Here is a 12240-nt window from a genome sequence, read left to right on the forward strand (position 1 = left end):
GACGCATGTCGCACATCTGGCCTTATCTACCGGCGAGGGCAGTGAATATCACCTCGCTCGTCGAGTTTGATCGCTTGGCTTCCGACGCGCTTTCCTCCCTCCACCCCCGCGGATTCAGCTGGCGCGTGCATCGGGTTGATCTGCGTGAACGGGACTCCGTCCTTCGCTCCCTGGACCTGTCGGAAGCGATCTTCATCGATTGCCAATACTCGCAGCATGGGCGGGAACTGGTTCAGGCGACCGGTGGCCTGTGCATGAGCTCTGGCGAAGAACTGCCCTTCACCACGGGGGAACGCAGCTTGTATACCCCGGAAGAACTCTATGAAGGGATCCGCGCGCAGGGCTACGAACAGGTCCCGGATGCGAAGATCTACGCCTATTCGCAACAGCACACCGCACCGGCTGCGCTGAATCCCGAAGATGCGATGGCCAGGACCCTGCATGATCACCACGTTGGGCAGGCTTTGATTTCGGAAGTCTATGAGGGCGTGTTCAAGGATTCCCCGCTCATCGGGGTTATGGGCGGCCATGCGATGCGCCGCGGTTCACGCGAGTACGCGCAAACAGTGGAACTGGGCCAATTGATTACCCGGGCCGGCTATGGCGTGGCCACTGGCGGGGGACCGGGAGCCATGGAAGCTGCCAATGCCGGGGCATGGCTGGCAGGCTACCAGCAAAAGGATCTCAACCTTGCCCTGGAAATGCTCGCCGAACAGCCCGACGCCATTCACCAGCGCACCGGATGGGCCAGGACCGCGCTCGCCGTCAAGGATCGTTTCCCCAGCTCGCAGCAGTCATTGGGGGTGCCTACATGGTTTTACGGCCACGAACCGCCAAATCTTTTTGCCACGAAGATCGCAAAGTTCTTCGCCAACTCCATCCGCGAGGCAATTCTCCTGGAGCAGTCCAATGGCGGGCTGATTGTCTTGCCCGGATCCGCCGGCACGGTTCAGGAGATCTTCCAGGATGCCTGCGAAAACTACTATGCCACCGGCGCCCGGGTGGTTCCCATGGTCCTGTTCGGCCGTGAATACTGGACCAGGACCCTGCCGGTGTGGCCGCTGCTCCAGGCGCTAGCCGCCGATCGGGTGATGGGAGAAAAGATTGCCCTGGTGGACACCGCGGCCGAGGCGATGGAGTTCATCAGCTCCATGAGCACGCTGCGCCGGCGCACACGCTGGTAGCGCCCCCAAGCAAATGACCCCGCGGCATCAGATGATGCCGCGGGGTCATGGGCGATTGAAGCCGAGCCAACAGCCGGTCATGCCACCTGCACGTCGAAGAGCAGGCCCAGGCAGTAGGTGACCGCTGCGGCGCCCCATCCAATGGCCAGCTGGCGCAGGCCGCGCTTGAGCGGCGAGGCTCCGGAGAGCAGGCCGACGATGGCTCCGGTGATCATCAAGGCGATCCCCACCAGGATCACGGAGATGGCCACGGCCGCCAAGCCGCCGAGACCGAAGATATAGGGCAGGATCGGGATGATGGCGCCGGAAGCGAAGAGGCAGAAGGAAGTGGCTGCCGCGCCGGTGGCCGAGCCGAGCTCTTCGTGTTCGTTTTCCAATTCCTCTGCGCGTTCCTCGGGGTTCAGCGAGAAGGCGGGGTTGCAATCACAGGTGAAAAGCCCCATGCGTTCTGCGGCGCGGTGTTCGGCATCTTCATCGCTCATGCCGCGGGCCTTGTAGATCAGCACCAGCTCGTTGGACGCCAAATCGAGGTTGGGTGCTGCCGTCAGCGTCACCTGGGTGGGCCGTGAAGCGGTGAGAAGCTCGCGCTGGGACCGCACGGAGACGAATTCGCCGGCCGCCATGGATAGCGCTCCGGCCAAGAGCCCGGCGATGCCGGAAAAGAGCACGAAGGTGGAGGATACCCCGGTGGCGCCGATGCCCATGATCAGGGCGAGGTTGGAGACCAGGCCGTCATTCGCGCCAAAAACCGCGGCGCGGAAGTTGCCCGAGAGCTGAGCCCGGCCGGCGGTGGCCAGTGCGCGGACTACTTCTTCATGCACCTGTTCGTCGGCGGCCATTTGCGCGGTCGCGTCCTTGTCGTCGCGGTACGGCGAATTGCTCTCGGAGCGCTGTGCCATGGCCAGCACGAAGACCGAGCCGAAATTGCGGGCCAAGAAGCGCAAGATCGTGCGGCGCAATGATGGGCGGACCGGCTTGGCGTGTTCGCCCAGCTTGGCCCGCCAGTGCGCCTCATGCCGCGCTTCGGCTTCGGCGAGTCCCAGCAGGATCTGCCTTTCCTGCCCGGATTTCTTCTGGGCCAGGGTGCGGTAGATGGCGCCTTCGGCGACTTCATCGGCCAGGTATTTTCGCCAGCGCTGGACTTGGGCACGGGTAGGTTCGGTTGCTGACTGGTTCGACATCACGAAAACAGCTCTCTTGGCAGGTCGAATTTCTTGTCGAAACTCGGTGAACGGGTCAGCTACCGATTTTAGTAAGGGGATGGGGCGTTGGGAATTTGGCAAGGCTAAAAGCGGCGTTGCGCCCCTGCGGTTCCCCTGCGGCGGCAACGCCCAGGAGCAGCTGGGAAGTTTCCGGATCGAAGACCGGGCGGCGTGCGCAGCGGGCCAGGAGCTGTTCGAGCAGAATTGGATCGCCGACGTAGCAGATATGCCAGAGTCCGTGGACCTTGAATTGCACTTGGCCGGTTCGGCGGTCGACGATGGGCAGGACGGAATAGGCCATGTGATGCGCTCTCGCTGTGTTCTTGCCCGAGCACAGTGTGTGAACGGACCGCTTCTTCATCCGAACCACCCATGAATCTGGGGTTGGTGCACGGCCAGTCGGAGCTTGGCGCCGTGTCTCGTGAAGCAACACTTGTGATGCTACCGCCTGCGCTGTCCGCGATGAAGGCCTGTTCCGTAATATGACCTGGGCTCCTGGCTACTGGTGGTCATCACCGATGGCGAGGCGGTTGATCGATTCGAACTGCTGGGCCCATTGCGCTGCGGAATAGTCCGGGAGGTTGGGCGCTTCGGGGCGCAAGCCGGTGAAGCCATCAAGCTGTTCGCGCACGATGTCGAGGTGGCCGGCGTGCCGGGAGGTTTCCGCGATCATGTGCACCATGAGATGTTCCAGCGTGGTGTGCCGGCGGCGGATCCACCAGGGCACTTCGACGGGAGCGCTGAGCGGCAAAGCCCTGATGCCAGCATCCGAGAAGGCGGTTGACTCCCGGTACAGCTCGATAATCCCGCTGGCGCTGAAGCGGGCCGGCGGCAGGAAGTCGGCCTGCGGGTCATCGGCATCCAGAAGCTCTTGGATATAGGGGTCATCCACTGTGCGGCCGAGGCATTGGGCAAAATACCCGTACTCGGTGATGGCCAGGTGGTGGACGACGCCGAGGATGTGCGTTCCGGTGGGCGTCAGCGGTTTGCGTGCCAGCTGTGCGCTCAGCCCCTGGGCCTTGTAGATGACTGCGTCGCGCGCGTCGGAGAGATATTCCTGGAGCAGTTCCTTGCTGTGATCCATGATCAGAGTCTAGCCAGCGTGTGGGGATCTGGAGCGCGGAACGTGTGGGACACGGCATATTTGCAGGACTCGCGCTATGCTCTGTTTACTATTGGTAAACTTGCCGCCGCAGCCTTTTCGGAGCGCCCCTTTGGCTGCTGGCGTGCCGCAACAAGCGAAGTGATGGAGCGAAAGCATGAAGACCCTGCCCGTGGAATCAAGCGGTGCCGCGATCAATATCGGTTCGCGGTTGCGCGGGGTGCGCCAGCGGCAGCGAATGACCATCGACCAGGTCGCTGAGCTGTCTGGGCTGACCAAGGGCTTCCTCTCGCGTGTTGAGCGAGATCTCACCAGCCCCTCGGTCTCCACGCTGCTGAAATTGTGCGAGGTGCTCGGCATCGAGGTGGGCACGCTATTTGAAGTGCCCGAAACCATGCTGGTGCGGCTGGAAGAAGCGCCGCGGGTGTCGCTGGGCGGGGAGGGGATCACCGAGCAGCTGGTGACGCCGCGCAGCGAGAAGCGCGTGCAGATGATCCGAGCCGAAATCGCTCCCAAGGGCTCCGGCGAAGCCGAGCTGTATTCGGTGGACTGCGAGTTGGAAGTGCTCCATGTGATCGCCGGGAAATTCACCCTCGTGCTGCCCGAGCAGCGTGTTGAGCTCCAGGCCGGGGACACCATGACCTTTCCCGGGCGCGAGCCGCACAGCTGGGAAAACGAGTCCGATGAGGCAGCCCTGGTGACCTGGACCTTGATCCTCTAGCTTCAAGCGCTCCTTTTCGTTGCGGTGCTGTGGAGCGCGTATTCTAAAAAGGTGTGCTCGGCGTGCGCACACAGTGCGGTGATCGATGGGAGTGGCGTGAGGACTAGCGAGGATACTGGCGCACGGGATCAGCTTCGCTGCATCAGCTGGTGGGCTTCGGTGCTTGTCGGACTTCTTGCCGGCACGACCCTGACGTGGATCCGCACGCAGCGCAATTTCTTTTTCATCGGGGCGGTTATTATCGCGGTGGTGATTGTGGTGCTCGGCCTGCGGACCATTCGGCGCAGGGCCCGCTTCCCGCAAATGGCGCAGGCCCGCGTTTCGTGGCTATATGCCTTCTGGGCGATCATTCTCATGATCCTGGTCGGGCCCCTGCAACTGGTCTACGTAGCCGATGACCTCTCCGAGCTCATGCTCAAGTCCCTGATCCTCTCCGCCGGGTTCTGCGTGGCGATCCATGAAATCGATCGTTCGCTGGTTAATGCCAGCACGAAGAACTTCCGCGGCGCCTAGTCTTCCGGCGATCATGCCGCTGCGCCAGCCAACTGGCCCAGCGATCCAGCTCCTTTCTTGCACCGGCCCCCGGGCCATCACTCACGCTGCTCCTCCCCGGATAGGACCGCGTGCCAATTGCCGCAGCGCTGAACCCTGCCCCCGCATGCCCTGGCGGCGGCATTCTGCCCTTTTGCGCGCCCCAGCTCCCGGATCCATGGCTTAAGCCTTGACGTGACCGCGCCAACAAAATAGCATAATAGGAAACTGAAGTTTCATATTGGGCAACTACGGTGAAAGCCGTGAAACGCCGGGAGGGCAAGAACATGAAAGAAGTCCGCATTGAGGAAAACGGCCATCTGGGTCCGATCAACGCAGCGGTCATCCCGCGCTATGCGGGGGCCGGAACCTATGCCCGGCTGCCCCGCCTGGACCAGGTCCAGAACGCGGATATCAAGATCATCGGCGTGCCTTTTGACACCGGTGTCTCCTACCGGCCCGGGGCGCGCTTCGGCGCCAACCACGTGCGCGAATCCTCGCGCCTGATCCGCCCGTACAACCCTGCCACCGACACCTCGCCGTTTGCGCAGAGCCAGGTGGTGGACGCAGGCGACCTCGCGGTGAACCCGTTCAACATCAACGAAGCCATCGAGACCATCGAGCACGAGGCGCTGGAGCTGACCGCGGACGGTTCGAGCCTGGTCACCATCGGCGGCGACCACACCATTGCGCTGCCACTGCTGCGCGCGGCATCCCAGCGCGCTGGCGCCCCGGTCGCCATGCTGCACTTCGACGCCCACCTGGACACCTGGGACACCTACTTCGGCGCCGAATACACCCACGGCACCCCCTTCCGCCGCGCGGTGGAAGAAGGCATCCTGGACACCGAGGCCATCTGCCATGTGGGAACCCGCGGCCCGCTGTACGGCAAGAAGGACCTGGAAGACGACAAGCGCTTCGGCTTCGGCATCGTGACCAGCTCGGATGTCTACTACCAGGGCGTGCGTGAAATCGTGGACAAGCTGCGGATGCGCATCGGCAACCGCCCGCTGTACATCTCGGTGGACATCGACGTGCTGGATCCGGCCCACGCCCCGGGCACCGGCACCCCCGAGGCCGGCGGCATCACCAGCCGCGAACTGCTTGAGATCCTGCGCGGCCTGCGCGGGCTGAACATCGTGGGCGCCGACATCGTCGAGGTCGCTCCGGCCTATGACCACGCGGAGCTGACCGGCGTGGCTGCCAGCCATGTCACCTACGACCTGATCAGCTTGATCAGCGACTTCCGGGCTAACCAGGGGCTGAACAAGTAATGAGCGAACAGCCTCAACGCAACGGCGGCGACCTGGTCATTGAGACCCTCACCGCGCTGGGCGCCAAAACCGTGTTCGGCATTCCCGGACAGCACGCCTTGGGGCTGTTCGACGCGCTCTCACGTTCCACCTTGGAGTTTGTCTCCTCGCGCGTGGAAAACAACTCCGCCTTCGCGGCCGACGGCTACTCCCGCGCCACCGGAGAGGTGGGCGTGCTCTTCCTGTCCACCGGTCCCGGGGCGCTGACCTCGCTGGCCGGGCTGCAGGAAGCCTACGCCACCGGCGTGCCCATGGTCGTCATCGCCAGCCAGATTCCGCTCGACGGCCTGGGTGCGCGCCGCAAGGGCATGCTGCACCAGCTCGATGACCAGAAGGCCTCGGCCGCCAACGTCACCAAGTTCCAGCAGACCGTGCACCATGCCTCGGGCATTCCCTCGGCCATTCAGGATGCCTGGGCACGCGCCATCACCGTGCCCATGGGCCCGGTCTGGGTGGAAGTCCCGCAGGATGTGCTCTTGGCCCAGGTGATGGTCCCGCCGGTGCAGGATGCCTTGGCCGAAGCCTATGAGCACCCGCCGCGCGAGGAATTGATCCGCGAAGCGGTCAATTGGCTTTCCCTCGCAGACCGCCCGGCGATTATCGCCGGTGGCGGGGTGCGTCGTGCCGGCGGCCAGGCCGAATTGCTCGCGGTGGCCGAAACCCTGCAGGCACCGGTGCTCTCCAGCCCCGGCGGCAATGGAGCGTTCCCCTGGAACCACGAATTGTCCTTGCAATCGTGGGTTGAGGATCGCCACGCCACTCAGATTATGGAAGATGCAGACGTCTTGCTGGTCATCGGCTCGGCCCTGGGGGAAGTGACCAGCAATTACTTCACCCTGGAACCGCGCGGCAAGATGATCCAGATCGACGCCGAGCCTCGAGTGCTGGAATCCAATACCCCGGCCCTGGGAATCCGCGCCGATGCCCGCGAAGCCTTGAAATTCCTTGATCGCCAGTTGCACGCCGCCGGTTTCGCCCCGCGGGCCTCCTGGCATGGCCAGAGCCCAGTGCAGGTGGTGGCGCAGACCCTGGAGAAGATCCAGGCTCGTCTTGACGGGCAGGATTTGGCCAAGGAGCGAAAGTTCATGGCCGATATCCGTGCAGCGGTTCCGGCCCGGATGCAGACCTTCTGGGACATGACCATCGCGGCCTATTGGGGCTGGAGCTGCTGGGATGCGAAGGAGGGCCAGTTCCACTCGGCACAGGGTGCCGGCGGCCTGGGCTTCGGCTTCCCCTCGGCCATTGGCGGGGCCATCGGCACCGGCCAGCGAGTGCTCGCGGTGAGCGGCGATGGCTCATCGATGTATTCGATCGCCGAGCTGGCTACCGCCAAGCAGCATCAGGCCCCGGTGACCTGGCTGATCGTTGACGACGGCGGCTACGGCATCCTGCGCGAATATATGGAAGGCGCTTTTGGCAAGGCGACGGCCACCGAACTGGCGCGGCCCGATTTTGTGGCGCTGGCCCAATCCTTTGGCGTTCCTGCCCGCGAGGTGGCCGTCGAGCAGATTGGCGACGCCCTCGAAGAAGCGCTGGCCGGGCAAGGGCCGAATGTCATCGTGGTCAAAACTCTGCTCAAGATGTTCGCCCCAACGCACCTGTAAAGGCAGTGCCGAGTGCCGGCAAAAATATGGTGGCCTCGGAACGTTGGCAAGTGCCAGCGTCCGGGGCCACAGCCTTATCCAGAACCGTCAGCGGCTAATGCGTGAAGTGGTAGACCACGCCAAAGAGCACTGCGGAAACGCCCATGCTGATTCCGATGAGCAGTGGCTCCCAATCCAAGGACTGGGCTGCCAACATCACTGCGAAGGCACCGAAGAGAACTATCGCTCCGATACCTCCCAGGATCACTCCTCCGCCTCCATGGTGCCGCACGGCGGAGTGTGCGGTCCGGTGGAATAGTGTTTCCATGCCGCCATGATACGTCCGATTCGACGCGGATCCGAGGTCCTGGGCAAGATTCTGGATATTGTCAGACTTCTTAAGCGTCCGTGCCGGTGCGCAGCTCATGGATTTTCTGCGCCGCCACGTGCAGCGAGCGGTAGTCCGCTCCCGGTCCCTGGGCAATGAATCCGGGGCATTCGTGATCTGCCAGGCCCTCTTGCCCGTAAGCTAAGCCGCGGAAGGTCCCGTGGGCCATGCGCACCAGGTGGGCTCCGGCGGCCACATCCCACACCTTGGTGTCAAAACCGATGGTGGCATCGCACCAGCCGGCGGCCACATGGGCCAAGGCCAGCGCGGCGCTGACCTTGCGCCGCACGGTGGCGAAGTCCTGGATCCACTGGCCGAAGAGCTGCAGTGCCAGATCCCCGTCGTGCACCAGGGATTCTGCACCGGGATAGTCGGTCATCAAATTGGCACGGGCTTGTTCGGGGCGCCGCGCGGGGTTCAGGACTGCGCCGTTGAGCAGCGCTGATTCGGCATTGGCGGTGAATTCGTCGCCGGCAATGGGATCGATGATCACCGCTGCGGCCAGCTGGCCATCGATGGCGGCGGCAATGGAAATGCAGAAGAATGCGATGCCGTGGACAAAGTTGCTGGTTCCGTCAATGGGGTCGACAATCCATTGGACTGAGCCTGGCGCGGCGTTGCCCGATTGCGTGGAAATGTTCTCCTCGCCGAGCACCCACGAACCAGGAACCGCGGCCAACAAGGACTCGGTGATAATTTGCTGGCTGCGCCGGTCAATCTCGGTCACCAGATCGTGGGCGTTGGTCTTGATCTCGGCATCCACCGAGGTGCGGAAGGTGGCACGCAGCAGGCTCGCAGCGCTGCGCGCCGCGTCCAGGGCGGCCACGCGCAGTTCTTCGGCGCGGGTTTTTTCACAGATTGCTGTTTGCTCGCTCACCGTGCCAGCTTATCGTGCGGCCGGTGCCCGCCGGGGGAAGTTCTGCGGCGCAGCTCGATTCGAGTGGCTATCGGGTGCCGCGAGTGCGAATCAGGATAAGCTTCTGCACATGAGCAGCATGCAACCGATCGCGCCCAAGGCCTCGTTGACCGAGCAGGTCACGACGATGATTCGGGCGGCCATCGTTGCAGGCGAGATGGAACCCGGGCAGCACTATTCGGCCATCGGCATTTCCGAGAAGCTCGGCGTCTCGCGCACCCCGGTGCGCGAAGCGCTGCAGCTGCTGGAAAAAGAAGGCATCGTGACCGTCGCCAAGAACCGCGGCGTCCGGGTCAACCAGATTTCCCTGGAAGACATCGTCGAGGTTTTCCAGCTGCGGCTGGCCATTGAACCGCCTGCAGCGGCCCGCGGGGTCATCAACGCCAGCGACGCCGACCGTGCCCGGCTGGTGCAGCTGCACGAGCAATTGCTGCAGGCCGGGCAAACTGGCGATGGGCGCGCGACCCTGGAAGCCGATAAGGAATTCCACTTGTACCTGCTGGGGCTGGCCAGCAACAAGAAGCTTGACTCCGTGGTGGGGGAGCTGCGCAACCTGGTGCTCGCGCATGGGCAGACAACGGTGCCCTATGCCCGCAGCAGCCAGGAATTGGCGGGGGACCGCGAAGAACTCATGGCCGCGATTCTCGCCGAGGATGCGCCCGCGGCGGCCACGGCGGTGCGGGGCCACATCATGCGCACCGCACAGATGCTGATTCGCTCCATCTGTTCGCGGACCGAGGCGCTGGTGGCCCAGCCCTTCCTGGACCGTCTTGACGACCTGATTTCCTAGCGGAGCCCGGATCCTTTTCACCGGGTCTTGCCATGAGTGAGCTGCGCAACATAGAGTAGCATGCAACATGTAACTAACTCAGCTGGGAATGACAACGAGGTGGCAAAGATGGGCCAACCGCTGGACGGGATCAAAGTCGTCGACCTCTCGCGCATTCTTGCCGGTCCGCTATGCACCATGACCTTGGCCGACTTCGGCGCCCAGGTGCTGAAAGTGGAAAGCAAGGCCGGGGATGAAACCCGCGGGTGGACCCCGCCGGTCAATGCCCAGGGCGTGAGCACCTACTACTGGTCGGTGAACCGGAACAAGCAGGCGGTCATCGCCGACTTCGGCAATCCCGAACACCTGGCGAGGCTTCTGGAATTGATCCAGGACGCTGATGTTCTGGTGGAAAATTTCCGGCCCGGTGTCCTGGCCAAATTCGGACTGGACTACTCCCGGTTGAAAGAGCTGAACCCGGAACTGGTCTATTGCTCCATTTCAGGATTCGGCGAACAGCAAGGCGCAGCTTTCCCCGGCTTTGACCTCCTGGTCCAAGCGGTGGGCGGACTGATGAGCATTACCGGGGAACCCGATGGCGCCCCCAGCAAGGTGGGGGTTGCACTGGTTGACGTGCTCGCTGCGCACAACGCCGCCACCGGGATCCTGCTGGCCCTTCGGGAAAGGGAGAGCAGCGGCCTGGGGCAGCGGGTGAGCGTCAACCTGCTTTCTTCGGTGCTGGCCGGAATGACCAACCAGACAAGCAGCACCCTGGCGACCGGAACATCACCGGCGCGCCTGGGCAACGCCCATCCGAGCATCGCGCCCTACGAAACCTTTAATACCGGCGACGGCGTCATCGCGATCGCGGTAGGCAACGACCGGCAATTTGCCGCGCTATGCCGGCAACTGGGCGATCCCGCGCTCGCCGAGGACCCCCGGTTCGTCACCAACACCGACCGGGTCGCGCACCGTGCCGAGCTCAAGGCGCTGATTGAAGCGGCCGCCGCTGAACGCAGCGCGGCCAGCTGGGCCGGCTGCCTGATGGAGTCCGGGGTGCCCGCGGGCAAGGTCAACACCATCGCGCAAGCCATTGGCTTTGCCCAGGAGCTGGGCCTGGATCCGGTGGCGGTCATCAACGATCCCGGCACCGGCGAAACAGCCACGCACCTTGCCAGCCCCATTGGGCTCTCCCGCACGCCAGCTCAATACCGGAGCAACCCGCCGGCCCACGGCCAGCATCAAGAACTCTTCGAACAAGCAGCTCGCGCTTAGCCGGCCAGCGCGCGAACCCGCCAACCAACGCAACCTCCAAGGAGCGACTATGGACACCACTGAACACATCCTCGACCCCGCCGATCTGATGAACTTCGATTCGCTGCTTGGCAGTGAAGAATTGGCCCTGCGCGATACCGTGCGCGCCTTCGTTAGAGAACACATCAAACCGAATATTGCCCAGTGGTACAACGACGCGGTCTTCCCGCTGGAGATCGTCCCGGAAATGGCCAAGCTGGGCCTGTTGGGCATGCACCTGAACGGTTATGGCTGTGCTGGCCGCTCCGCGGTGGAATACGGCATCGCCGGAGCAGAATTGGAAGCCGGCGACTCGGGACTGCGCACCTTTGTTTCCGTGCAGGGCTCCCTGGCGATGAGCGCCATCCACAAGCACGGTTCCGAAGAGCAGAAACAGGAATGGCTGCCGAAAATGGCCGCCGGCCAGGCCATCGGATGCTTCGGGCTGACCGAGCCAACGGCCGGATCCGACCCGTCAAGCATGAAAACCTTCGCCCGCCGCGACGGTGATGACTGGCTGATCAACGGGTCCAAGCGCTGGATCGGCCTGGCCAATGTGGCACAGGTAGCAGTCATCTGGGCGCAAACCGAAGAGGGGATCCGCGGTTTTGTAGTACCGGCTAACACCCCGGGATTCACCGCAACCCCGATCGAGCAGAAGCTGTCCATGCGTGCTTCCATCCAGTGCGACATCGAGATGGTTGATGTGCGCTTGCCGGGTACGGCCGTACTGCCAAACGCCAGGGGATTGAAGGGGCCATTTTCCTGCCTGAACGAAGCACGCTACGGAATTCTCTGGGGCTCCATGGGCGCAGCCCGCGATGCATTTGAAGACGCCTTGGCCTACGCGCAGCAACGTCTTCAGTTCGACAAGCCGCTGGCCGGCTACCAGATGACACAGCAGAAGCTGGTGGACATGGCTCTGGAGATCAACAAGGGTTTCCTGCTGGCCCTGCACATCGGCCGGCTCAAAGATGCAGGAAATCTGGATCTGCACATGATCTCGGCGGGCAAGCTGAACAACTGCCGCGAGGCCATCAAGATCTGCCGCGAGGCGCGGACTATCCTTGGCGGCAACGGCATCACCCTGGACTACTCGCCACTGCGCCACGCCAACAACTTGGAGTCAGTGCGCACCTATGAAGGCACTGATGAAGTCCACACCCTGATCTTGGGCCATAAGCTCACCGGCGTCCCCGCCTTCCGCTAAACCGCGCAACGCAAAAGAATCCAGAGGA

Annotated in this window: 13 protein-coding genes and 1 riboswitch; of the genes, 8 read left to right on the plus strand and 5 right to left on the minus strand. The window is 63.3% G+C overall.

Features of this window, described 5'->3' with window-relative positions; genetic code table 11:
- The first annotated feature begins 5 nt into the window (after nt 1–5).
- Nucleotides 6–1184, plus strand: coding sequence for an LOG family protein (locus AOZ07_RS03435; RefSeq protein WP_075972407.1), 1179 nt, complete (start codon nt 6–8; stop codon nt 1182–1184).
- Nucleotides 1185–1261: 77 nt separating this feature from the next.
- Here AOZ07_RS03435 and AOZ07_RS03440 read toward each other — a convergent pair whose 3' ends face one another.
- From AOZ07_RS03440 to AOZ07_RS03450, 3 genes are all read right to left on the minus strand, one after another.
- Nucleotides 1262–2365, minus strand: a complete 1104-nt coding sequence (locus AOZ07_RS03440; RefSeq protein WP_060700718.1) for a VIT1/CCC1 transporter family protein — start codon at nt 2363–2365, stop codon at nt 1262–1264.
- A 55-nt stretch (nt 2366–2420) separates the two neighbouring features.
- On the minus strand, nt 2421–2687 hold the full coding sequence (locus tag AOZ07_RS03445) for a hypothetical protein (protein WP_060700719.1): 267 nt from the start codon (nt 2685–2687) through the stop codon (nt 2421–2423).
- Nucleotides 2688–2700: 13 nt separating this feature from the next.
- Nucleotides 2701–2813, minus strand: a riboswitch (SAM riboswitch).
- Between the two features lie 72 nt (nt 2814–2885).
- Nucleotides 2886–3470, minus strand: a complete 585-nt coding sequence (locus tag AOZ07_RS03450) for a DinB family protein (protein WP_060700720.1) — start codon at nt 3468–3470, stop codon at nt 2886–2888.
- A 175-nt stretch (nt 3471–3645) separates the two neighbouring features.
- Between AOZ07_RS03450 and AOZ07_RS03455 the strand changes: the two genes are divergently transcribed.
- The 4 genes from AOZ07_RS03455 to AOZ07_RS03470 all read left to right on the plus strand — a co-directional run bounded on the left by AOZ07_RS03455 (nt 3646) and on the right by AOZ07_RS03470 (nt 7657).
- Nucleotides 3646–4209: a helix-turn-helix domain-containing protein gene (locus AOZ07_RS03455; RefSeq protein WP_060700721.1), complete on the plus strand. Its 564-nt coding sequence runs from the start codon at nt 3646–3648 to the stop codon at nt 4207–4209.
- Between the two features lie 96 nt (nt 4210–4305).
- Nucleotides 4306–4722, plus strand: coding sequence for a hypothetical protein (locus tag AOZ07_RS03460; RefSeq protein ID WP_194943780.1), 417 nt, complete (start codon nt 4306–4308; stop codon nt 4720–4722).
- 305 nt (nt 4723–5027) lie between these two features.
- Nucleotides 5028–6014 carry an agmatinase gene (gene speB / locus AOZ07_RS03465; protein ID WP_060703281.1) on the plus strand — a complete coding sequence of 329 codons (987 nt, stop codon included), beginning with the start codon at nt 5028–5030 and terminating at the stop codon, nt 6012–6014.
- The gene (locus AOZ07_RS03470) at nt 6014–7657 is read left to right on the plus strand and encodes a thiamine pyrophosphate-binding protein (RefSeq protein WP_060700723.1); all 1644 of its coding nucleotides are present in this window, start codon (nt 6014–6016) and stop codon (nt 7655–7657) included. Before speB ends, AOZ07_RS03470 begins: the two co-directional genes overlap by 1 nt.
- 94 nt (nt 7658–7751) lie before the next feature.
- Here AOZ07_RS03470 and AOZ07_RS18665 read toward each other — a convergent pair whose 3' ends face one another.
- Together AOZ07_RS18665 and AOZ07_RS03475 are read right to left on the minus strand one after the other, a co-directional pair.
- Complete coding sequence (locus AOZ07_RS18665; RefSeq protein ID WP_146277706.1) at nt 7752–7964, minus strand: hypothetical protein; 213 nt, start codon at nt 7962–7964, stop codon at nt 7752–7754.
- A 70-nt stretch (nt 7965–8034) separates the two neighbouring features.
- The gene (locus AOZ07_RS03475) at nt 8035–8901 is read right to left on the minus strand and encodes an inositol monophosphatase family protein (protein ID WP_060700724.1); all 867 of its coding nucleotides are present in this window, start codon (nt 8899–8901) and stop codon (nt 8035–8037) included.
- Nucleotides 8902–9010: 109 nt separating this feature from the next.
- Between AOZ07_RS03475 and AOZ07_RS03480 the strand changes: the two genes are divergently transcribed.
- From AOZ07_RS03480 to AOZ07_RS03490, 3 genes are all read left to right on the plus strand, one after another.
- Complete coding sequence (locus tag AOZ07_RS03480) at nt 9011–9730, plus strand: GntR family transcriptional regulator (protein ID WP_060700725.1); 720 nt, start codon at nt 9011–9013, stop codon at nt 9728–9730.
- A gap of 108 nt (nt 9731–9838) precedes the next feature.
- The gene (locus AOZ07_RS03485) at nt 9839–10984 is read left to right on the plus strand and encodes a CaiB/BaiF CoA transferase family protein (RefSeq protein WP_060703282.1); all 1146 of its coding nucleotides are present in this window, start codon (nt 9839–9841) and stop codon (nt 10982–10984) included.
- Between the two features lie 49 nt (nt 10985–11033).
- Nucleotides 11034–12212 (plus strand): acyl-CoA dehydrogenase family protein, encoded by a 1179-nt coding sequence (locus tag AOZ07_RS03490; protein ID WP_060700726.1) that lies wholly within the window; start codon nt 11034–11036, stop codon nt 12210–12212.
- The last annotated feature ends 28 nt before the right edge of the window (nt 12213–12240 follow it).

This window comes from Glutamicibacter halophytocola, from assembly GCF_001302565.1.
Classification (GTDB): domain Bacteria; phylum Actinomycetota; class Actinomycetes; order Actinomycetales; family Micrococcaceae; genus Glutamicibacter; species Glutamicibacter halophytocola.